This is a genomic window from Halosaccharopolyspora lacisalsi (assembly GCF_014137975.1).
GTDB lineage: Bacteria > Actinomycetota > Actinomycetes > Mycobacteriales > Pseudonocardiaceae > Halosaccharopolyspora > Halosaccharopolyspora lacisalsi.
Genome location: NZ_JACGWZ010000007.1, coordinates 186,283 through 206,230 on the forward strand (window position 1 = coordinate 186,283; position 19,948 = coordinate 206,230).

The 19,948-nt window shown below is 67.4% G+C and carries 23 protein-coding genes; 2 read left to right on the top strand and 21 right to left on the bottom strand.

The window, feature by feature from the left end; translation table 11 throughout:
• Window positions 1-62 precede the first annotated feature (62 nt).
• From FHX42_RS21870 to FHX42_RS21885, 4 genes are all read right to left on the bottom strand, one after another.
• Entirely contained in the window at window positions 63-872 is an 810-nt protein-coding gene (locus FHX42_RS21870; RefSeq protein WP_182546325.1) for a WXG100 family type VII secretion target, read from the bottom strand.
• 9 nt (window positions 873-881) lie between these two features.
• The gene (locus FHX42_RS21875; protein WP_182546326.1) at window positions 882-1,211 is read right to left on the bottom strand and encodes a hypothetical protein; all 330 of its coding nucleotides are present in this window, start codon (window positions 1,209-1,211) and stop codon (window positions 882-884) included.
• 113 nt (window positions 1,212-1,324) lie between these two features.
• Window positions 1,325-1,897 (bottom strand): DUF3558 family protein, encoded by a 573-nt coding sequence (locus tag FHX42_RS21880; RefSeq protein ID WP_182546327.1) that lies wholly within the window; start codon window positions 1,895-1,897, stop codon window positions 1,325-1,327.
• A 124-nt stretch (window positions 1,898-2,021) separates the two neighbouring features.
• Complete coding sequence (locus tag FHX42_RS21885) at window positions 2,022-2,369, bottom strand: DUF4229 domain-containing protein (protein ID WP_328796628.1); 348 nt, start codon at window positions 2,367-2,369, stop codon at window positions 2,022-2,024.
• 283 nt (window positions 2,370-2,652) lie between these two features.
• Between FHX42_RS21885 and FHX42_RS21890 the strand changes: the two genes are divergently transcribed.
• Window positions 2,653-2,874, top strand: coding sequence for a BldC family transcriptional regulator (locus tag FHX42_RS21890; protein WP_182546328.1), 222 nt, complete (start codon window positions 2,653-2,655; stop codon window positions 2,872-2,874).
• Between the two features lie 70 nt (window positions 2,875-2,944).
• Window positions 2,945-3,121, top strand: a complete 177-nt coding sequence (locus tag FHX42_RS21895; protein WP_182546329.1) for a hypothetical protein — start codon at window positions 2,945-2,947, stop codon at window positions 3,119-3,121.
• A gap of 15 nt (window positions 3,122-3,136) precedes the next feature.
• Here FHX42_RS21895 and FHX42_RS21900 read toward each other — a convergent pair whose 3' ends face one another.
• The 17 genes from FHX42_RS21900 to FHX42_RS21980 all read right to left on the bottom strand — a co-directional run bounded on the left by FHX42_RS21900 (window position 3,137) and on the right by FHX42_RS21980 (window position 19,698).
• The gene (locus FHX42_RS21900; RefSeq protein WP_328796629.1) at window positions 3,137-4,636 is read right to left on the bottom strand and encodes a MinD/ParA family ATP-binding protein; all 1,500 of its coding nucleotides are present in this window, start codon (window positions 4,634-4,636) and stop codon (window positions 3,137-3,139) included.
• A gap of 139 nt (window positions 4,637-4,775) precedes the next feature.
• On the bottom strand, window positions 4,776-5,789 hold the full coding sequence (gene ccsB / locus FHX42_RS21905; RefSeq protein WP_182546330.1) for a c-type cytochrome biogenesis protein CcsB: 1,014 nt from the start codon (window positions 5,787-5,789) through the stop codon (window positions 4,776-4,778).
• The gene (gene resB / locus FHX42_RS21910; protein ID WP_182546331.1) at window positions 5,789-7,438 is read right to left on the bottom strand and encodes a cytochrome c biogenesis protein ResB; all 1,650 of its coding nucleotides are present in this window, start codon (window positions 7,436-7,438) and stop codon (window positions 5,789-5,791) included. The genes ccsB and resB overlap by 1 nt, the downstream gene beginning before the upstream one ends.
• The gene (locus tag FHX42_RS21915) at window positions 7,438-8,217 is read right to left on the bottom strand and encodes a cytochrome c biogenesis CcdA family protein (protein WP_182546332.1); all 780 of its coding nucleotides are present in this window, start codon (window positions 8,215-8,217) and stop codon (window positions 7,438-7,440) included. The genes resB and FHX42_RS21915 overlap by 1 nt, the downstream gene beginning before the upstream one ends.
• A 162-nt stretch (window positions 8,218-8,379) precedes the next feature.
• Window positions 8,380-8,970, bottom strand: a complete 591-nt coding sequence (locus tag FHX42_RS21920) for a TlpA family protein disulfide reductase (RefSeq protein ID WP_182546333.1) — start codon at window positions 8,968-8,970, stop codon at window positions 8,380-8,382.
• Window positions 8,967-9,602, bottom strand: a complete 636-nt coding sequence (locus FHX42_RS21925; protein ID WP_328796630.1) for a histidine phosphatase family protein — start codon at window positions 9,600-9,602, stop codon at window positions 8,967-8,969. Before FHX42_RS21925 ends, FHX42_RS21920 begins: the two co-directional genes overlap by 4 nt.
• A complete protein-coding gene (gene hemL / locus FHX42_RS21930; protein ID WP_328796632.1) occupies window positions 9,592-10,953 on the bottom strand; it encodes a glutamate-1-semialdehyde 2,1-aminomutase in 1,362 nt (453 codons plus the stop codon). The genes FHX42_RS21925 and hemL overlap by 11 nt, the downstream gene beginning before the upstream one ends.
• A 34-nt stretch (window positions 10,954-10,987) precedes the next feature.
• A complete protein-coding gene (locus FHX42_RS21935; protein WP_182546336.1) occupies window positions 10,988-11,326 on the bottom strand; it encodes a hypothetical protein in 339 nt (112 codons plus the stop codon).
• Window positions 11,327-11,354: 28 nt separating this feature from the next.
• Window positions 11,355-11,804 (bottom strand): hypothetical protein, encoded by a 450-nt coding sequence (locus FHX42_RS21940; RefSeq protein ID WP_182546337.1) that lies wholly within the window; start codon window positions 11,802-11,804, stop codon window positions 11,355-11,357.
• Window positions 11,804-12,559 (bottom strand): hypothetical protein, encoded by a 756-nt coding sequence (locus tag FHX42_RS21945; protein WP_220480697.1) that lies wholly within the window; start codon window positions 12,557-12,559, stop codon window positions 11,804-11,806. The genes FHX42_RS21940 and FHX42_RS21945 overlap by 1 nt, the downstream gene beginning before the upstream one ends.
• Before the next feature lie 112 nt (window positions 12,560-12,671).
• Window positions 12,672-13,232 carry a hypothetical protein gene (locus FHX42_RS21950; RefSeq protein WP_182546338.1) on the bottom strand — a complete coding sequence of 187 codons (561 nt, stop codon included), beginning with the start codon at window positions 13,230-13,232 and terminating at the stop codon, window positions 12,672-12,674.
• Window positions 13,229-14,230, bottom strand: coding sequence for a porphobilinogen synthase (gene hemB / locus FHX42_RS21955; RefSeq protein WP_182546339.1), 1,002 nt, complete (start codon window positions 14,228-14,230; stop codon window positions 13,229-13,231). The genes FHX42_RS21950 and hemB overlap by 4 nt, the downstream gene beginning before the upstream one ends.
• Before the next feature lie 88 nt (window positions 14,231-14,318).
• On the bottom strand, window positions 14,319-15,851 hold the full coding sequence (locus tag FHX42_RS21960; protein WP_182546340.1) for a bifunctional uroporphyrinogen-III C-methyltransferase/uroporphyrinogen-III synthase: 1,533 nt from the start codon (window positions 15,849-15,851) through the stop codon (window positions 14,319-14,321).
• Window positions 15,852-15,869: 18 nt separating this feature from the next.
• Complete coding sequence (hemC, locus tag FHX42_RS21965) at window positions 15,870-16,805, bottom strand: hydroxymethylbilane synthase (RefSeq protein ID WP_182546341.1); 936 nt, start codon at window positions 16,803-16,805, stop codon at window positions 15,870-15,872.
• A complete protein-coding gene (locus FHX42_RS21970) occupies window positions 16,802-18,211 on the bottom strand; it encodes a glutamyl-tRNA reductase (protein WP_182546342.1) in 1,410 nt (469 codons plus the stop codon). The genes hemC and FHX42_RS21970 overlap by 4 nt, the downstream gene beginning before the upstream one ends.
• A complete protein-coding gene (locus FHX42_RS21975) occupies window positions 18,208-18,954 on the bottom strand; it encodes a redox-sensing transcriptional repressor Rex (protein WP_407926314.1) in 747 nt (248 codons plus the stop codon). The genes FHX42_RS21970 and FHX42_RS21975 overlap by 4 nt, the downstream gene beginning before the upstream one ends.
• A gap of 501 nt (window positions 18,955-19,455) precedes the next feature.
• Entirely contained in the window at window positions 19,456-19,698 is a 243-nt protein-coding gene (locus FHX42_RS21980; protein ID WP_182546344.1) for a glutaredoxin family protein, read from the bottom strand.
• Window positions 19,699-19,948: the final 250 nt, after the last annotated feature.

Here is a 19,948-nt window from a genome sequence, read left to right on the forward strand (position 1 = left end):
CACGGAGAGCACTGGCGGACTGCCGACCCCCCGCGGCCCCATCCCGTGCCTGGTCGGCACCATCACGCATCCGAGTGGCGGAGTCCCGCACCTGACTGGCGGCATCCGTGCCCTGAAGTGGCGGCACCACCCAGCTCGCCACCCCTGTCCAGGACCAGATTGGTCATGTCACCCGGACTCCGGGGACCGTCGCCACCACCGCTGATCTCACCGATCCCGGGCAGGGAGGTTCCGGCCGCCTCGATTCCTTCCACCATCCGCACGATCCCCTGGTACAGCTGGACAATGGACTGAATCATGTCGTGAATCGTGGTCACGAGGTCGATGCACTGAACGACCTTCCGAACCAGGTTCGCCCAACCCACGCCCGGAACCCAACCCGTCGCGGCCGCCTCGATCAACCGATCGACCAGTTTGGTCAACAGTTCCAGCGCCTTGTTGCGCAGTCTCTCCGAGACGTCGGCCGCCTTGTTGAAACCCATACCGACCAGGTCGGCGACCCCGGCATCGGCCTCGAGAGCCACCGTCCGGGTGGACACCATCATGGTTTCGAAAGCCATGACCCCGGCGCCGTCCCAGGACTCCCGGAGCTCGCTCACCCCGGCGCTGAGGTTCTCCCGCGCCGCCCGCAGCGCGTCTCCCACCTCACCCCAGGCCGTGGCGTTCTTCCTGATCTGCGCGAAATCCCCGGCAAGCGGGGATATCAGTTGTTCCACCAGATTCTGTCCGGTGACCTGCCCGTACACCCGGTTGACGGACTGGACCTGCCATCCGGCGTTGTTGATGGCCTCCTCCAGTCCCGCCGCGTCGTCCTCGCCGGGATCGGTCTCGAACTTGCTGGCCGGGTCCGTGGCGTCGGCGAAATCACCCATCGATCACTCTCAGACCTTCATTCCGTCGAGTTCGTCCTGAATTCGCCGGATCATCTCACCGAGCTGCCGCTCGCGCTCCTCGTGGTCGTCCGCCGTCTCCGCCAACTTTTCCCGGACGTTAACCAGCCTCTCCCGCGCGATACGCAAAGTCTCGCCGCAGAGCTCCGCAACCCCCTCCACCACCGGAATCAGCGTCACAATGACACCGGTGAACCCGCTGGTGTCGAAGGCGGTTTCCGCGGCATGATTCCTGATCATCTCAAAATGACCGGCATTGCGGTCGAGCAATCCGCCGTAACCGTGCAATTCGAACGGAACAGCTCGCATGTGCTCCGGCACCACACCTCCTGATTTCCCGCGCGCGCATCACTGTTTAACAGTGCCGCACCGCCGAACGGAGGAAACAGGAGAAAGTTACCGACCCGTGACAAGATCGCGCCCGCGGCAGATCCTCAGCGCACGAGTCCTTCCAGGGCGTACCGCGCGACGGAGGCCGCACTCTCGCACCGCCCGGGATCCGCTCCGTGCTCCGTGACGGTGACCTGCAAAGTCGCCCCCTCGACGCCGGCGAGCACGGTGCAGTCGTTGGCATGCCGCGTCTTCGAGGCCCGCACTCCGTCCAACGAGATCTCCCGCGCACCCGAATCGGCGAAACCGCCCGGTTGAGTACCGACGAGCACCGAACCGGAATCGTCGCGCGCGGCGAACACGCACCCCCGCACAGGGGGGTCCACACCAACCTCACGGGGACGACCCGGGCGCACCGGGAAAGCGAGGCTGTCCAGAACCGAAGGGCTCACCAGCTCGCACATCCGCTCCGACGACACCCGAGCCAACCGAACGCGCCGCTCCGGAGGCACCTCACGAGCCACGGAAGGCGGCACGGACCCCATCGCGCTGCGAGTCGTCTCCGAAGTCGGAGCACCCGAATCCGTCGGGCGCTGTTGCTGGGTACAGCCGGACACGGCGATCAGCCCCAGTACGGCGAGCACCCGCAGTACCGCTCGTTTCCGCATCCCGCTCATCCCCGGACCTCGAAAGTGTTCCTCGTCACCCATCGGCGCCAAAACGCGCGGAAGCTCCGCGAGCGCCGATCACCGCTGAACGAGCGTATCGGAAACGTTGACCCCGCGACTGCCCGCAGGGAGGTCACCGGTGTTCTTCGGAGACCTCCGCGGCCTCCTCCTCGCGTTCTCCGCGCAGCTGCGCCTTGAGCTCCTCGCGACGCGCACGTCGCCGCTCGGAACGACGAGCCATCCCCTCCGACACCCGACGATGGAGCCGCCCGAACACCAGCAGCGACAACGGCATGGCCACCACCACCGCCACCGCGGCCGCGACCAGCAGCGGAACGTTGAACACCACCAACACGACCGCGACGAAGACGAGCATCCCCAGTCTGGCCAGGCTGTAGAGCGTGACGTCACGGGCCAGCCCGTGCTTCGATTCCGGCTCGGCCGAAACCGCGGGCTCGGACGCCGCTTGCTGTTCCTGCACGTCAACCAGGGTAGAACACGCTCCTTCAGAGGTCACACCACGCCGGTACCGGGTGAGTTCGCCCACCGAACTCGATGATCCGCTCGCCCCGGAGAAAGCAAGACACCGGACCACGCCTCGCCGAAGCCACGGACTTTCGCAGCGCAGAGCCCCGATGCCCGAACCGCCCTTTTCATCCCTTACTTTCCCTTTACCTGGAGCCAAATGTTCGAGTACCCGCGGGCAGGAGTGCCAGGATGCGACCGGAATGCCCGAAAACCCGACTCGCACGTGGAGGTCACCCGTGACCGCGTCGACCCAGCAGACTCACCCCAACAACCAGGACCAGTTGCTCACCCCGGGTGAAGTCGCCACACTGTTCCGGGTCGATCCGAAGACCGTGACCCGGTGGGCAACGGCGGGGCGAATCGGTTCCATCCGCACACCGGGAGGCCACCGCCGCTTCAGGGAGACCGAGGTTCGTGCCCTGCTGGCGGAGTTGACCAACGACGTCGGATCGCTGTAAACGGAACGCACGGCCACCGTTCCCACCCGCGAGTTGCGTTAATCTCGTGGGTAGGAACGAAAGGGGCCACATGATCTACATCTTCGCGGTGATCGGCGTGATCACCGTAGCCGTCCTGCTCTGGCAGGCGTTCGGATCCAACACCCAGGGCCGTGGCTCCGGTAGTACCACGGTCGCCCCCGACGACGACCCCGAGTTTCTCCGGAGCATCGGAAAGCGCGACGACAACCGTGACGAGGACGGCTGAGGCCGCGGCCGGGCCTCATCCCTCCTGGCCGCGCTGACGACCGAGCGCGTGGGGAAAGTCGTCGGCCACGGTCGCCGCGAGCTCCAGCAAGGCCAGCCTGGTAGGGGCGGCGAGTTGGTCCAGCTCCACCTCGGCGCCCTCGTCCAGGTGCGCGTCGAAGGGGATCTTGGAAACCGCCCGGCACCGCGACTCGAAGTGCGCGGCGAGCTTGTCCACGTCCACCTTGCCCGATCCGGGCCGCACCGAATTGATCACCGCCACCGAGCGCGCGACCAGTCCTCCGTAGCCGTGCGCGTCCAACCAGTCCAACGTGGCCGAGGCACTGCGGGCACCGTCGATGGAACTGGACGAGACGATCACGAGGGAGTCGGCGAGGTCGAGCACTCCCTTCATCGCCGAGTGCATCAGTCCCGTCCCGCAGTCGGTCAGCACCACGTTGTAGAAGTGCTCCAGCAGGTTCACGCTGCGCCGGTAGTCGTCCTCGCTGAACGCCTCCGAAACAGCCGGATCCTGTTCACTGGCCAGGATCTCCAACCGGCTCGGCCCCTGCGAGGTGTACGAGCGCACGTCGCTGTACTTGCGGATGCGCTGGGAGTCCCGCAGCAGATGGCGCACGGTGGCCGTGGTCTCCAGCGGGATCTTCTGGCTCAGCGTCCCGCGATCGGGGTTGGCATCGACCGCGATCACCCGGTCACCACGCAGCGAGGAGAACGTGGACCCCAGCGTGGCCGTCGCCGTCGTCTTGCCGACTCCTCCCTTGAGACTCAGCATCGCGATCTTGTAGCAACCGTGCAGCGGCTGGTTGATGCGGGAGATCAGCTCACGGCGACGCAGGTCTGCGGGGCTCTCCCCCAGATTGACGGTGCGTCCGCTGACCAGGTACACCGCGCGCCGCCAGCCCGACTGAGGGGGCCGCTTGGTCTGACGAAGCAGCTGTGCGGACGAGAGATCCTGACCGAACGGCTGATCCGATGTTCCGGTCGCACCGGGAAGCTGTTGGTGTGAGGGAACAGAATGTTGCTGCTGTTGCTGTTGCCACCCCACGGGTTGCGGCCCCGTGGAATACCCCGGTGGGACTTGACCGGGTTGGGGTTGGCCGGGTTGGGGTTGGGCTTGAGGAGTGTAGGGCTGGCCACCCGAGTACCAGGGACCGGACGATTCTCCGGCGACCGGATGAGGTTCGGAAACACCGGGCACCGCGTGCGGCCCCGAGGGAGGCGGATGGGGACCCGACTGGGTCGGATAGGGGCCCGACTGGGAGCCCTGCTGCGTCCAGGGGACCGCCGGAGGCACCTGCCCGGCATCGGCAGCGCCGGGCAACGGCTGGTCGGGGTCGGTCCGCGGTTCGACGTAGTGCCCGGATCGGGACGACTGCTCCTGCTCCGAGAAACCGCCGCCGTAGTCCGGTGCGTCTCCTCCCGCCGTCTCCCCGGTGGAATTCGCCTCCTCTTCGGCACCGGGTGAGGCCGCGGCGAAGTGGTGCTGCGTTTCGGGCTCCTCGTAGCGTCCGGTCACCGTTCGAGTCCCTCCAAGAACGAATCGAGGCCTTCCCGACCCGAATGGGACGGTAGCTCCAGGTATACCCGGAAAGGAAACGGGGTGGGCAGCTTCACGTCACCGGAACGCGGCGAAACATCCCGGACAACGTCGCGGTTCAGAGCCCCGAGTAGGAGTGCATACCGGGGATGACGAGGTTGACGAAGAGCAGGTTGAACAGCATGGCGGCCAGCCCGAGGATGTTGACCCACGCGGCACGCGTTCCCCGCCAACCTGCGGTCGCGCGGGCGTGCAGGTAGCACGCGTAGAAGACCCAGGCGATGAATGCGCTGGTCTCCTTCGGATCCCATCCCCAGAAACGTCCCCATGCGGCCTCGGCCCAGATGGCACCGGCCACGATCGCGAAGGTCCACACCGGCATGATGAGCACGGTGGTGCGATAGGCCAACCGGTCGAGCGTCTGGCTGTTGGGCAGGCGGCTGCCGAAGCGCACCATCTTGAGCGGGTTGTTCTCGTGCCGAACCCGCAACATGAACAGCACGCTGGCCACACCGGCGAACAGCAGGACACCGCTGGAAACGATGGCGGCGGAGACGTGGATCCAGATCCAGTAGGACTGCAGGGCCGGTGGCAGCGGAGAAGCCCTGGCGTAGAGCGCCGTTCCCGACAGGAACAGCAACAGCACCGTGGGCAGCAGTACGAAGCCGCCCAGGCCGCGGAGTTGGGTCGACGTCGTCGACTTGCGCACCGGTCGCGACTGGCGATACAGCAGGACCAGCCACGCCACCACGGCGACCAGGCAGATCGCGGAGCCGAACTCGTACAAGTTGCCCCACGGCACTCGCCCCACGGCCAACCCACGAGTTACCAGTGAGAACGCGTGCACGAGCAGGGACAGCACGGTCATCGCGACGGCCATGCCGCCGAATCGCTCGGGGAGAGGGCGCCGGGGCTCCGGTTCCACCCGCCCGGGGGTTTTCGCCGTCGTGGACGGGACCGCACCACCAGCACCCCCGACGGCGGTCAGCTCGGACTCACGCTCACGAACCGCCCGGCGGGGTTTGCCGTACGCGAACTCGACGAAGTACAGCAGCATCGCCACGAGGTAAAGAGCGACCGTAGTCGTGAAGGCGATGTCGCTGTAGCCGGACAATGTCTGGTTGATCGGCATCAACTGTTCCTTTCGCGCGCGGACGCGGAACCGTGCGAGTCCTCGGGAGCGGAATGGTGACCGCTCTTGCCGAGCACATCACCCGAGAGCTTGGTGAACTCCTCGCCGTAGCCGGCCTGGTCGGTCCGTGCCAGCCCACCGACTTCGATCAAGGTACTCGTGGGTGCCGTGCCACTTCCGTCGGGGGAAGTTCTCGCGGCACCGTCGGTCGGCCCGGCACGGACCCAGATCCGTCGCCGCTTGATGCTCAGCGAGGCACCGAGACCGACGATGATCGCGATCGCGAACACGAGGGCGTACTCCTGGAACGGATCGTGGGCGATCTGGAGGTTGACGAACCGCTTCACGCCATCGAAGTGGATCACGGTGCCGTCGTCGAGCCGGAGCTGCTCACCAACGCGCAGGTTCTCCCGGGCCACCCGGTTGAGCTTGCCCGACTCCACCATCGACTGGTCGATGCTGAAGATCGACTGCCCCTCGCCGGTCGCGATCCCGAGCTGTCCCTTGAGCACGTCGATGGCCACGGCCGGATCCCGCAGGTCCGGGAACTTCGAACTCAGCACCTTGCCCTCGAAGGAGGCCGTCGGAGCGAACAACCCCGTGATCGCCAGCTGGTTGCGCTGCCGCCGCTGCTCGTCGGGCATACCGGGAGGACTGAACTTGGTCGCCCCCTGCGACAGGAACGTCTGCATGTTCATCGGCTTCCACTGGACCGACGAGGTGCGCTTCGCACCGTTCGGGAAAGTGACCGTGAACACCGGAGCATAACCGTTCCCGGTGAGGTACACCCGGTCACCGGCCAGCCGCAGCGGCTCGTTGACCTTCAGGCCGTAGGGCTTCCACACGTCGTTGTCCAGGGATTCGCCCGCCTGGTAGTCGACGTCGGCGTGGAAGCTCTTGGGCTGACCGTTGGGCTGGTACTTCACGTCGAAGTCGTTGACCCGGACGCAGTACGGGTTCAGGCCGGTGCCGTCGACCCGCAGTCCCGGCTCGAACGAGTCGTAGTTGTACGTGCCCGAGTTGCAGAAGCTCGAACCGTCGGCCTTCACGATGACGCGGCCCTCGTAGCCGTACATCGCCCCGGCGGCCATCACGACCAGCAGCCCCAGCAGAGCGAAGTGGAACACCAGGTTGCCCGCCTCGCGCAGGTAGCCGCGCTCGGCGCTGAGCGAGCGCGTGCCGTTGCCCTCGTCTCGCTCGTCGACGCGCCATCCCCGCAGCCTCTTGCGCGCCACGGCGATCGCCTCGTCGACCGAACTGTCCACAGTGGCCTGCGAGTGGTGCGGCATCCGCGCGAGGTTGCGAGGCGTACGCACCGGCCTGGCGCGCATGTTGCGCAGGTACTCCCCGGTTCGGGGCACCAGGCACCCGACCAGCGACACGAACAGCAGCACGTAGATCGCCGAGAACCACACGGAGCCGAACACGTTGAACGCGCCGAGCTCGTCCAGGACGGGCGCGATCGTCGGATGCTTGTCGAAGTAGTCCTGCACACCGTTGCGGCTCGTCGACCACTGCGGCAGCAACGCACCCGGCAGCGCGGCCAACGCGAGCAGGAACAGCAGCACCAGGGCGGTACGCATCGACGTCAGACCGCGCCAAGTGTTGCGCAGGAAGGCAAGAGCGTCGGAGAACACGGAACCACGCATCAGATCGGCAACTCAAAACCGGCGATCGGGCCACGGAGCACCGCGATCAACTCCCCCCACAGTCCGGTGACCAACATCAGACCCACGATCACGAGCAACGCTCCACCCGCGATCTGGATGGCACGGCCGTGCCGCCGCAACCACCCCGCGCTGCGTACGGCCCACCTCGCCCCCAGGGCGAGCAGCACGAACGGGATTCCCAGGCCCAAGCAGTAGGCAAGCACCAGCACGGCACCACGCAGCGCCAACCAGTTCGTCTCGGTCGTGTAGGCGAGTGAGATGACCGCGGTCAACGTCGGACCCAGACACGGGGTCCATCCCAGCCCGAACACCGCGCCGAGCAGGGGGGCTCCCCACACGCCCGCCTTCGGAACACGATGTATCCGGACGTCGCGCTGCAGCGCCGGGATCATACCGAGGAAAACCAGCCCCATCGCCACGGTCACGACCCCACCGATACGGCGCAACAGCGGCTGGTTGGCCAGCAGCGCGTCGGACACCCCGAGCACGAGCAGCGTCGCGGCGGCGAACACGACGGTGAAGCCGAGGACGAACAACACCGCCACACCGCCGACACGCCAGCGTCCCCGGCGATTGCGTGCGGCCTCGGTCGCATCCACGGCCGGAGTCTCCGCCCCCACGATCCCCGCGAGATAAGCGAGATATCCCGGCACCAGCGGAACGACGCACGGGGACGCGAAACTGATCGCACCGGCGAGTGCGGCAACTCCGAGCGCCAGTACCAGCGGTCCGGAGGAAGCGAGCGCGGCGGGATCCACGGTTCGAGGGTAGGCAAGACCTCCACCACGCAACGCAGCACCCCTGGTGAGCCGAAACACCACGGTGTTCGGCCCGTGAAGGACCTTCGTCCCTACCGACCTGCCCGAACACGACGTAAGGAACTTGCCGCCATGATCAGGGGAGACACGGACAGTATCGGATCACTTCGCCCCGGAGGGTTCCTGGACGATCGTGCGCACCTTGGGAAGCAGTCCGGCCCGCGTGATCTCCGTCAGGTAGACGGCCGCGACCCGGTGCTGACGGTCGAGCACGATCGTGGCGGGCACGGTGCTTCGGGGGAAGCCGTCCAACGCCAGCAGCGCACGCCCCGAAGGACTGTAGATCGACGGGTAGTTGACACCGTGATTGCGCACGAAGTCCGAGGCGGCACTGCGCTCATCGCGCACGTTGATGCCGAGCACCCGAACTCGGTCGCCCAATCTGGACTGCACGGCCTTCAGGTCATCGATCTCGGAACGACACGGCCCGCACCACGAACCCCAGACATTGAGCACCACCGGCTGCCCGCGGAAGTCGGAGAGCCGGATCTTCTCACCGGGGTTCAACAGGGACTCCCCGTTCAGACCGGTGAGTCGACCGCGTTCGTCGGGTGGGTAGAACAGCCGTGTCTTGCCGCCGGGGGAAACGAACGAGTACTCCCCGTCGCCGGACCCCCCACCGGTTCCACAGCCGGCGACCAGCATCAACACCGCCACGCACGATGCCGCCAGCACACGCGCCACTCGTCTCATGCCCCACCCACTCCAGGCGCGGTCTCACCCGCGGGTTCGTAGTAGGCCACCCGTTCCAGCGCCTCGTCCCGAAACACCAGGCTCGTCAACGAGGCCAGCGAGCACTGCCGCTTACGCGGGTCGTGCCACATCGGCCTGCCACGCAGGAAGCGGCGCAGCGTCCAGATCGGCAGCTGGTGCGACACGCACACGGCGTCGTGCCCGCCCGCCTCGGCACGCGCCGCGTGGGCCGCTCCCAGCATCCGGTGCGCTATGTCCAGGTAAGGCTCGCCCCAGGAGGGCAGGAAGGGATTCCACAGCTTCGGCCAGTGCCGCGGATAACGCAGCGCCCCGTCGCCGACCGCGACCTTGTGCCCCTCGAAGCGGTTCTCCGCCTCGATCAGTCGTTCGTCGGTGGCCACCTCGACCTGATGAACCTCACCGATCGGTGCGGCCGTCTGCTGGGCGCGCTGCATCGGCGAGGCGGCCACGTAGGAGACGTCGCGCTTGGCGAGGAACTCGGCGACCAGCTTCGCCTGGCGTTGGCCCTCCTCCGACAGCCGGAATCCCGGGAGTCTGCCGTAAAGAATGCCTTCGGGATTGTGCACCTCACCGTGACGCAGGAAATGCACCACGGTCGTATCACCGCTCACGCACGGCCTCCGGAGCGCTCGCGGCGGCAGCCGCTGCGGCGGCATGCGGCACGGCATCGGCGATCGTCTCGAACGCGGCATCGTCCATCGCCGCGTTCACGAACCAGCACTCGAACGCGCTCGGCGGCGGATAAACACCGCGCCGCAGCAGCTCGTGGAAGAACGCCGGGAAGCGCCAGGTCTGCTGTGCCTGTGCCGAGGCGAAGTCGTGGACCGGCGACTCGCTGAAGAACACGCTGACGAGGTTGCCCGCGTACGAGACCTGGTGCGGCACGCCCTCGGCCGTCAGCGCGGAGCCGAGCAGCTCACCGAGCTGCCGCGAGTTGCGGTCCAGGGCAGCGTAGACGTCGGCGTCGGCCGCACGCAGATTCGCCAGCCCCGCGGCCACGGCGACCGGATTTCCGGCCAGCGTGCCCGCCTGGTACACCGACCCCGACGGCGCGAGCATGTCCATGACATCGGCACGTCCGCCGAAGGCGGCCGCGGGCAGACCACCGGACATGACCTTGCCGAAGGTGTACAGGTCACCGGCGACACCGTCGATGCCGTACCACCCCGCCGCGGAGACGCGGAACCCGGTCATGACCTCGTCCATCACCAGCAGAGCACCGGCCGACCGCGTGATCTCACGCAACGCGGCGTTGAAACCGGGCTGCGGAGCGATCGCGCCCATGTTGCCCGCCGCCGCCTCGGTGATCACGCAGGCGATGTCGTCACCGTGCTGGGCGAAAGCCTCTCGCACGGCCTCGACATCGTTGTAGGGCAGCACGATCGTGTCCTCGGCCTGCGCCTGCGTGACGCCCGGTGTGGCGGGCAGTCCCAGCGTGGCCACGCCGGAACCCGCTCCGGCCAGCAGCGAGTCCACGTGACCGTGGTAACAACCCGCGAACTTGACCACCTTCCCGCGGCCGGTGAAGGCGCGGGCCAGGCGCACGGAGCTCATCGTCGCCTCGGTACCGGAGTTGACCAACCGGACGTGTTCGACCGGCTCGACCCGATCGATGATCTCCTGCGCGAGGTCGATCTCGCCGACTCCCGGGGTCCCGAACGACAGTCCCTCGACCGCCGCCTCGCGGACCGCGCTCACCACGTCCGGATGGGCGTGCCCGTTGATCATCGGCCCCCAGGAGGAGACCAGGTCCACATACCGATTGCCGTCGACGTCCGACAGGTACGGCCCCTCGCCGTGGACCATGAACCGCGGTGTACCGCCGACCGAGTGAAACGCCCGCACCGGCGAGTTCACGCCGCCGGGAATCACCGCCTCCGCGCGGTCGAACAGCTGCCGCGACCGTGGCGCGGAGTCCGTGCTCGGGTTCGATGTCGAGTTCGCAGGAGTCTCGGCTGTCACGCTTCCAGTCTGCCAGTCTGCCATTCGCCCCAGCTCACGCCTCCCCGTCTCGGCGGGAGCACCCCCTCGGGGTCGGCAGGATTCGCCGTGCCGCGTCCATCAGCAGCAATCCGGCCACTGTCGCCGCGGCGAAGGAGAACGCGACCCAGCTCCCCGTCATCCGGGTGACCGTGCGCCCGTGCAGCTGGGACAGCTCGATCGGCACGACCGCCCGTCCCCACATCCGGAACGCCCCCACCACCAGTACCGCCACGACCATCAGTTCCATCACGACGAGCACGACCGCCCATAGCCGACGGGGGCCGGTACTTACTTCCGGACGAGCCTGGTCCGGTTCCGACTTCGCCGCGGGGCCGCTGTCGGCATCGCTCACACGATCAGCCTCCCACGCCGTACCACGGTCAGTGGTGTTCACCGGCCAACCACCGCGAGCTCGACCCGCGCCAGCTGCACGCCCACCCCGCGACCGCCAGCAGCAGCACGATGACGTGCTGAGCCGTTACCGAAGCCATGACCAGCACCAACGCCAGGTGCGCGATCGCCAACGCCGTCACGGCAAGCCGAGCCCACGACTTGCGCTGGAGCATCAACCAGGCCAACACGCCGTAACCGACGGCGAGCACCACGGCGATGCCCGTGTTCACCAGCAGCAGCGTCGTCGCGGCCGACCCCGCCTGCTCGGTGGGCAGGGACTGCCGCTCGACCAGCATCCGCCGCAACATCGCCTGCCCGCTCCAGGCCAGCGCGGCCCGGAGCAGCAGGAACGCCCCCAACGCACACCAGATGCCGAGTGCGGCACGAAGCACACGCGGTGGGGGTCCGGCGTCGCTGTCGTCGTTCGAGGAATCCATCACCGTCCCTGCCGGTGCCGGGTGGCCAGGAAGTACCAGTTCGAGGGTTTCAGGTAGACCAGCACCAGGAAGGCGGCCATGGTCAGCAGACCGAGGCCGGACTGCACGTACCCGAGGATCACGAGACCGCTCGGCAGCTCGGCCCCTTCCGGAAGCTGGGACATGCCCATGACACCTCCGGCGCCGCTGACCAGACCGCCTATCGCGGACAGGCACCAGATGCCCGCGAACACGGTCAGCGTGATCCGCGCCCAATTGCGTCCGGCACGCATCTTGAACCCGAACAGGATCCAGAGCCCGGTCAGGATCGCGTAGCAAAAGGCGATGAAGATCCCCATACCCAGCACGATGGATCTGGCGACGTTCCGGGCCGTCTCGGCGTTCTGAGTGTTCAGATCACTGAACTCGGCGGACATCATGCCGTTCACGAGGTCCATCACGAGCACGAAGTTCACCACGGTCAGCACCGTGGCCACCACGGGCACCACGACAGCGATCCAGAAGGCCGCGTCGACCGTGCTCGGCCGGGGCACCTCGGCCGTCTCCTGCGACGACACCGGGGGAGCCGCATACGGGTTGGCCTGCGGATAACCCGCCTGCTGGGGATGGCCGGGCTGCTGGGGGAAACCTCCCGACGGTGTGCCCTGCTGCGGGTGTCCCGGTTGCTGGGGTTGCTGTTGGTACCCCCCGGGTTGTTGGCCGTACTGCTGGCCCTGTTGTTGGCCCTGCTGCCAGGGATCCTGTGGCGACGTCACACGTCAAACAGTAGAAAACCGCCAGCACACGTGTCCACTCAACCTCGATCACCGTTACCGCACGGCTACATCGTCCGCACCGACAACCACCGACGGCAGCCTCGCGAGCCGCTCAAGTGACCACCGAGCGACCACCTCGCGCGACCGCCGCGGCGCGGAAGTACCGGTTCGAGGCAGGATGCCACAGCAACACCAGCACCGCCACGCTGATTCCGGCGACGACCACGCTGAGCAGGATGTTCACGACATCCACCCGTACAGGCACGGCAGGTCCCAACGTGGCGATGCCCACCAGCGCGAGCGCCGTGCTCACCACGCTGAACGCGGTGACCACGGTGATCAGGATCCGTGCCCAGTTGCGTCCCCACAGCATCCGCCGCACCAGCATCAGTCCCACAGCACCGATCGACAACGCGAGCAGCAGGGAGAACAGGGTGGCGCTGTTGGCCGCGGCGTCCACCTCGCTCTGCGTCAGTTCCGGAGCCATCCGCCGCAGCTGATCGACCAGCATCCGCCGATCGGTAAGCTGGATCACCGAGCGAACCAACCAGACCACGAGTCCGGCGATCCACGCCCACCGGGCCAGCAACACCTGCTGCGGTGGTTCCGGCCCGGCCGAGGGAGCCGGTCGGCCGAAAACGTCCATCCACCCCGGCCGCTGCGTCCCGGTCACGTCGACCCCTGCTCACTCGACGAAGTGCCGCTCAACCACTTGGCGGCTTCCACCGCCCAGTACGTCAGCACGATGTCGGCTCCCGCGCGCCGGATCGAGGTCAGCGACTCCAGTACCGTGCCGCGCCTGTCCAGCCAGCCGTTCCCGACGGCCGCCTCGATCATCGAGTACTCACCGGAGACCTGGTAGGCGGCCACCGGAACGCTCGAGGACTCCGCGACCCGACCGAGCACATCCAGGAAGGACATCGCCGGCTTGACCATCACCATGTCCGCGCCCTCGTCGAGGTCCAGAGCGGTCTCGCGCAGGGCCTCACGCCCGTTGGCCGGATCCTGCTGGTAGGTCTTGCGGTCCCCCTGCAGCTGGGAGTCCACCGCCTCGCGGAACGGACCGTAGAACGCGGAACCGTACTTGGCCGAGTAGGCCATGATCGAGGTGTCGAGAAACCCGTTCGCGTCCAGCGACTCCCGGATCGCCTCGACCTGACCGTCCATCATCCCGCTCGGGCCGAGCACGTGCGCCCCCGCCTCGGCCTGGGCCAACGCCATCTCGGCGTACCTCCGCAGGGTGCTGTCATTGTCCACGTTGCCCCGCGAGTCCAGCACCCCGCAGTGCCCGTGGTCGGTGAACTCGTCCAGGCAGGTGTCAGCCATGATCACCGTGTCGTCGCCGACCTCTGCGGCCACGTCGCGCAGCGCGAGGTTGAGGATGCCGTTCGGATCGGTGGCACCCGAGCCCACGGCATCGTGCCGCTGTGGCACCCCGAAGAGCATGAGGCCACCCACACCCGCCTCGACCGCTTCCACCGCGGCCTTGCGCAGGGAATCCCTGGTGTGCTGCACGACACCCGGCATCGACGAGATCCCGACGGGTTCGGTGATCCCCTCCCGCACGAAGACCGGTAGTACCAGATGCCTGGGTTCGACGGTGGTCTCCGAGACCAGGCGACGAACGGCGGCGTTACGGCGCAGCCGACGCGGGCGATGCGACGGATACATACAGCAAACACCTCACGACACGATTTTTCCCGTGGCCTCGTCCTCGGCGAGGAGGCGTCCGAGGCAGCCCTCGGACGCCTCTCTCCGGTCAGGAGCGACGCGCGCGCTTGGCCTTCTTCGGCGGTGGCAGTGCGCCCTCGGCCCGCAGCCGCGCGACGTGCTCGGCCAACGAATCCACCAGAGCGGGGACCTGAGCCACCTCGGGTTGTACGTCGACCCGGAGGCCGAACTCCTTGGCGGTCTCGGCCGTGTTCGGTCCGATGCAGGACACGAGCGTGCGAGCGTGGGGCTTACCCGCGATCCCGACGAGGTTGCGCACCGTCGAGGACGAGGTGAAGCACACCGCGTCGAAGCCGCCACTCTTGATCATTTCACGGGTTTCCGCCGGCGGCGGTGCGGCCCGCACCGTGCGGTAGGCCGTCACGTCGTCGACTTCCCAACCACGCTCGGACAGCCCGGCGGACAACGTCTCGGTCGCGATGTCGGCGCGGGGAAGCAGGACCCGGGCCACCGGGTCAAGGACGTCGTCATGCGGCGGGAAGTCCTCCAGCAGGCCTGCGCTCGACTGGTCCCCGGAAGGCAGCAGCTCGGGTGTGATCCCGAACGAGCGCACCTTGTCCGCGGTCGACTCCCCCACGCACGCGATCTTGACGCCGGAGAACGCACGTGCGTCCAGACCGAACTCGTGGAACTTCTCCCACACCGCGCGCACGGCGTTGGTCGAGGTGAACACGACCCACTGGTAGCGACCGTCGACCAGGCCCTTGACCGCGCGCTCCATCTGCGCCGGGCTCCGCGGAGGCTCGACCGAGATGGTCGGCACCTCGTGCGAGACCGCGCCGTGCGACCAGAGCCGCTCGCTCATCGAGCCGGCCTGCTCCTTGGTGCGCGGCACCAGCACCTTCCAGCCGTAGAGGGAACGCGACTCCCACCACGACAACGGTCCCCGATTGCCCGCGGCGAGACCGATCGTCACCACGAGATCTCCTTGGAGCTCTCCGGCGTCGGCAGCCAGCGAAGCAAGCGTGGTGTCGATCGTGCGCTGGGACACCGAAGTTCCGGCAGTGGTCACGGCCGCCGGCGTCTGCGGAGCCACACCGTGCTCCACCAACGCCGAGGCAGCCTCCGCGAGGTGGCTCCCCGCCGCGTGCAGCACGATGGTGCCCGGAACGGCAGCCAGTGCCGCCCAGTCCACCTCGCCCCGCACGTCGACTTCGGTGTGCACCGCGCCCAGCGCCACCCCGGCGTATGCCGGAACGGCGGTACCGGGAGTGACGCCGGGCACCACATCGAAGGCCACATCGGTCTTGGACACGGCGTGCACTTCACGCACCACCGCGTCGGAGGTCAGCGGATCACCACCGACGAGCCGCACCACGGGCCGGCCCGTCCTGGCCTCACCGGCCAGGTTGGCAGCCACGTCCGAAGGATCACCCACGGCGGGACGTACCTCGGCGCCCTCGTCGGCCAGGCCGACCACATCGGCGGGAACATCCGGATCGGTCACCACGAGCGAAGCGTGTGTGAGCAAATGCCGGGCCCGGACGGTGAGCAGTCCCGCATCACCGGGACCGGAGCCCACGAAAGCAACCCGTCCGGGGGTCTTACGTGCTCGGGTCATCAGGGCACTCCCCATCAATTACTGTCCAGGACCACTGAGCAGTGCGGCCCTGGCATCGAGCAGCTGGGCGGCCACATCACGGCCCAGCTGCTCGGCGGCGGTCGTCTCACCAGTAACGGAAGCGTGCAGCAACGCGTTGTCCTCGGTCGCCACCACCCCACGCATGGACAGTCGCCGCGCCACGCGACCATCCTCGTCGGGGTCCTCCGTCACTCCGGCCAGCGCACCAACGGGTGCACTACAGCCGGCCTCGAGCGCGGCGAGCATGGCGCGCTCGGCGGCCACCGCGTCGCGGCTGGCCGGATCGTCCATCACGGACTGCAGCAAATGCTCGGTATCCACATCATCGACGCGACATTCCACTGCCAACGCACCCTGAGCGGGTGCGGGCAGCATCTGCAGTGGATCGAGCGATTCCGTGATCACCTCGAGTCGGCCCACTCGGGCCAGACCGGCGCGGGCGAGCACGACGGCGTCCAGCTCGCCGTCGGTCACCTTGCGCATTCGAGTGTCCACGTTGCCGCGGATGCCCCGCACGACCAGACCGGAGCCGAGGGCTTCGAGCTGGCTGGCGCGGCGCGGCGAACCGGTGCCCACAGCGGAGCCCGGCGGTAGTTCACCGAGCGTCAGACCATCCCGTGCCACCAGCGCGTCCCTCGGGTCTTCCCGCGAGGGAACGGCAGCCAGCGACAAGCGAGGATCCGGTGCCGTCGGCAGATCCTTGTAAGAGTGCACCGCGACATCGACCTCGCCGTTGGCGAGAGCTTCACGCAGTGCCGAGGTGAAAACACCGACGCCGATCTCGGTGATCGGCGCCATCGAGCGGTCGCCGGAGGTGGCGACCCGGACCAACTCGGTAGCGTAGCCGGCCCGCTCCAGCGCATCGGCCACTGTCGAACTCTGAGACATCGCCAGGGCACTGCCCCGGGTGCCGATGCGAAGTGTCTTGTTCAACGGTTCTCACCGTCCTGTCCAGGTTGTTCACGCAGCAGAGCCGAGGCCTGTCCGGCCGAGACCGACATGCCGGTCTCCGGAGCGGACGACTGCGATTCGTCGACCCCCTGTGGGGTACCGATCACCGCGGCGGTCTGCGGATCAAGTTCGAAAAGCTCGCGAAGGGCATCGGCGTAGCCGGAGCCGCCCGGTACCGAGGCGAGTTGCTTGACCCGCACCGTCGGGGCGTGCAGCAACTTGTCCACGACGCGCCGAACGGTACGAGTGAGCTCGTCGCGTACCGCTTCATCCAGCTCGGGCAAGCGCGAGTCCAGCCGCAGCAATTCGCTGTCGACCACCTCGGCGGCACGTCGGCGCAGCGCAGTGACGGTCGGTGTCACCTCGGCGGAACGCTGGGCGGCCAGGTACGCCTTCACTTCCTCGGCCACGATCCCCGACGCCCGGTCGGACTCACTGCTTCCGTTGCTCTCGGCGAGCCGCTGTTGCAGTGATTCCAGATCCACGACCGTGGTCCCCGGCAACTCGGTGACCTCGGGGGCGGTGTCCCGGGGAAGCCCGAGGTCGCAGATGAGCAGCGGAGCAGTTCTGCCGGGCAACGCCTCGGAGACCACATCGGCCGTGACCACGGCACCGACCGCACCGGTACACGTCACCACCAGGTCGGTCGCGGCCAGGGTGGAGGGCAGGTCGTCGAGGGCGACCGTCCGTGATGCCACGCCCTCTTCGCGAAGCGAGTCCGCCAGCCGTTGACCGTTGGCCGCGGTCCGGTTCGCGATCACCATCTCACCGATGCCGGCGCGTTTCAGCTGAGCAGCGGCCAGCGCCCCCATGGAACCGGCACCGACCAACAGCGCGCTGCGGCCTCGTAACTCACCGAGCACGGACTCGGCGTCGGCCAGGGCCTCCGAGACGACGGAGGCGCCGGTGGAGTCGATGCCCGTCTCGGAGTGAACTCGTTTGCCGACACGCAGTGCCTGCTGAGCCAGTTCGTGCAGCGTCTTGCCCACGCTGCCCGCTTCGGTGGCAACGTTGTAAGCGTGTCGCAGCTGACCGAGGATCTGGGCTTCGCCCACCACCATCGAGTCCAACCCCGCGGCCACCGAGAACAGGTGTTCCACAGCCGCACCCGCGTAATACACGTACAGGTGCTCAGCCAGCTCCGAGATCTCGGTGCCGGCATGTCTGGCCAGTACGGAAGTCACGTCGTCAAAGCCGCCGTGAAACGTCTCGGCAACCACGTGGATCTCGACGCGATTGCAGGTGGAGACCAGCAGGGCCTCGCAGATGTGCTCGCTGTGCAGGAACTCGTCCAGGAGCTTGGGCACATCGTCGGCTCCGACCGACACCCGTTCCAGTGTCCGCACCGGTGCGCTGTTGTGCGACAGCCCGATGGTGAGCAGGTTCACGGTCGAACCACCATCCCGTCCACCGGGGCGGCCCCGGCGCTCATGTGTCGGCTCGCCGCCGGTGATCCGGCGACGTCACCACCCGTATCGTTTTCGGCCCCCCCAGAATCGACGTCTTCCGTGGTCTCCGAACCACGGCGGGCCACGTGAAACGACAGGATCTGCATCTCCACGGCCAAGTCGACCTTGCGCACCTCGACCTCGTCAGGCACCTGCAGGACGACGGGCGCGAAGTTCAGGATGCACCTGACTCCCGCCTCGACCAAACGATCACAGACATCCTGCGCCCCCTTGGTCGGGGTGGCGATCGCTCCGATCGTGACCTCGCGTTCGGCGCACACCTCCACGATGTCGTCGATATGGTCGACGGGTATCCCGCCGACCGGTACTCCCATCAGGTCCGGATCGAGGTCGAACAGCGCCGAGACCGGGAACCCGCGACCGGGAAAGCCCCCGTAGTTGGCCAGGGCGTGCCCCAGGTTGCCGATACCGACCACGGCCACGCTGTGCTTGCGCGTCAACCCGAGGGTGCGCTCGATCTGCCCGATCAGTACCGCCACCTCGTAGCCCACTCCGCGAGTGCCGTAAGAACCGATGTAAGACAGGTCCTTACGCAGCTTGGCGGAGTTCACTCCGGCAGCAGCGGCCAGCTCCTCACTGGAAACAGTGGTCATCTCCTGGTCGGCCAACCCGGAAAGTACCCGCAGATACACGGCCAGACGCGCGACCGCGGCCTCCGGGATCTCTCGGGCACGAGCTCTCGCGGCGGGAACCTCGACGGTTTCCCGCGACTGCTGCTGCTCCGAGGAGGCATCGGCCGTGGCCCGCACGCTGTCGCTTCGCACGCCCTGCTCATGGGCCGTCACGCTGGCTCTCCCTTGCCTGCCTACTGCTTGTCCGTGGCCGAGACTTCACTCGACGGAACTTTCGAGTCGTACGGAACTCTCGACGCTCCAGGCCGAGTACGTCTCCGACCGCGCAACCGTGGCGTCGCCACCATTCGGAGACGCCGTCATCCACTCCGCCCCGATCGTCTCCACGACGAAATCCGACAGCACGATCCCACCGTAGCTATTTGTGAACACATGCACAAAGTCATCGGGGGGAAGCGTAAGCAGCCCCACACGCCTCCCCGGCATCATCCCCGACATGTCCCGACGTGCCAAAACGTGTGGTCAACAGGCACGTACAGGTCAGTGGATCCCCGTAAGCGACTGCGGTGACGCATCGCCGCCAGTCCCGGATCAGCGAGCCAGCGCCGCTCGGAAGCGCTCCTCCTCGACCTTCCAGTACCCGTGTTCAGAACCATCGACAAGGATCACCGGCACACGGTCCCCGTACTCCGCGCGGAGTTCCGCGTCCCCGTCCACGTCCTCGACCCGCCACGGCACACCCACCTGATCACAGATGCGCCGAACGTCCGCCGCGGCCACGTCGCACGCGTGGCACTCCGCGCGAACCATCAGGGTCACCTCGTGCTCGGCCATTCGCCTCGCCTCCCACCGTCGGACCTCAACGATTCTGCCTCGGCGAACGAACCACACCGCCGAATCCCGGGCATCACGGAAGGTGTGAAAAGTCACCGTTCAGCACGGTCGCGGAGCTCAAGGGCGCCGAAGCCACGACCGCTGATGTGAAAACAAGCCATAAAGACACTACCTACCGAGTAGTAACAACACGTATGCTCCCAGTCCCGACGCCTCCGGGCAGGTCGGCACGTCCGCATACGACGCCAGG

What these genes read in the sequence shown, in the direction of transcription:
- FHX42_RS21980 (WP_182546344.1), bottom strand. Translation starts at nt 19,698, where the DNA reads ATGGCCGAGCACGAGGTGACCCTGATGGTTCGCGCGGAGTGCCACGCG.
- FHX42_RS21920 (WP_182546333.1), bottom strand. Translation starts at nt 8,970, where the DNA reads ATGAGACGAGTGGCGCGTGTGCTGGCGGCATCGTGCGTGGCGGTGTTG.
- ccsB (WP_182546330.1), bottom strand. Translation starts at nt 5,789, where the DNA reads ATGCCGATCAACCAGACATTGTCCGGCTACAGCGACATCGCCTTCACG.
- FHX42_RS21880 (WP_182546327.1), bottom strand. Translation starts at nt 1,897, where the DNA reads ATGAGCGGGATGCGGAAACGAGCGGTACTGCGGGTGCTCGCCGTACTG.
- FHX42_RS21960 (WP_182546340.1), bottom strand. Translation starts at nt 15,851, where the DNA reads ATGACCCGAGCACGTAAGACCCCCGGACGGGTTGCTTTCGTGGGCTCC.
- FHX42_RS21895 (WP_182546329.1), top strand. Translation starts at nt 2,945, where the DNA reads ATGATCTACATCTTCGCGGTGATCGGCGTGATCACCGTAGCCGTCCTG.
- FHX42_RS21940 (WP_182546337.1), bottom strand. Translation starts at nt 11,804, where the DNA reads ATGGATTCCTCGAACGACGACAGCGACGCCGGACCCCCACCGCGTGTG.
- resB (WP_182546331.1), bottom strand. Translation starts at nt 7,438, where the DNA reads ATGCGTGGTTCCGTGTTCTCCGACGCTCTTGCCTTCCTGCGCAACACT.
- FHX42_RS21870 (WP_182546325.1), bottom strand. Translation starts at nt 872, where the DNA reads ATGGGTGATTTCGCCGACGCCACGGACCCGGCCAGCAAGTTCGAGACC.
- hemB (WP_182546339.1), bottom strand. Translation starts at nt 14,230, where the DNA reads ATGTATCCGTCGCATCGCCCGCGTCGGCTGCGCCGTAACGCCGCCGTT.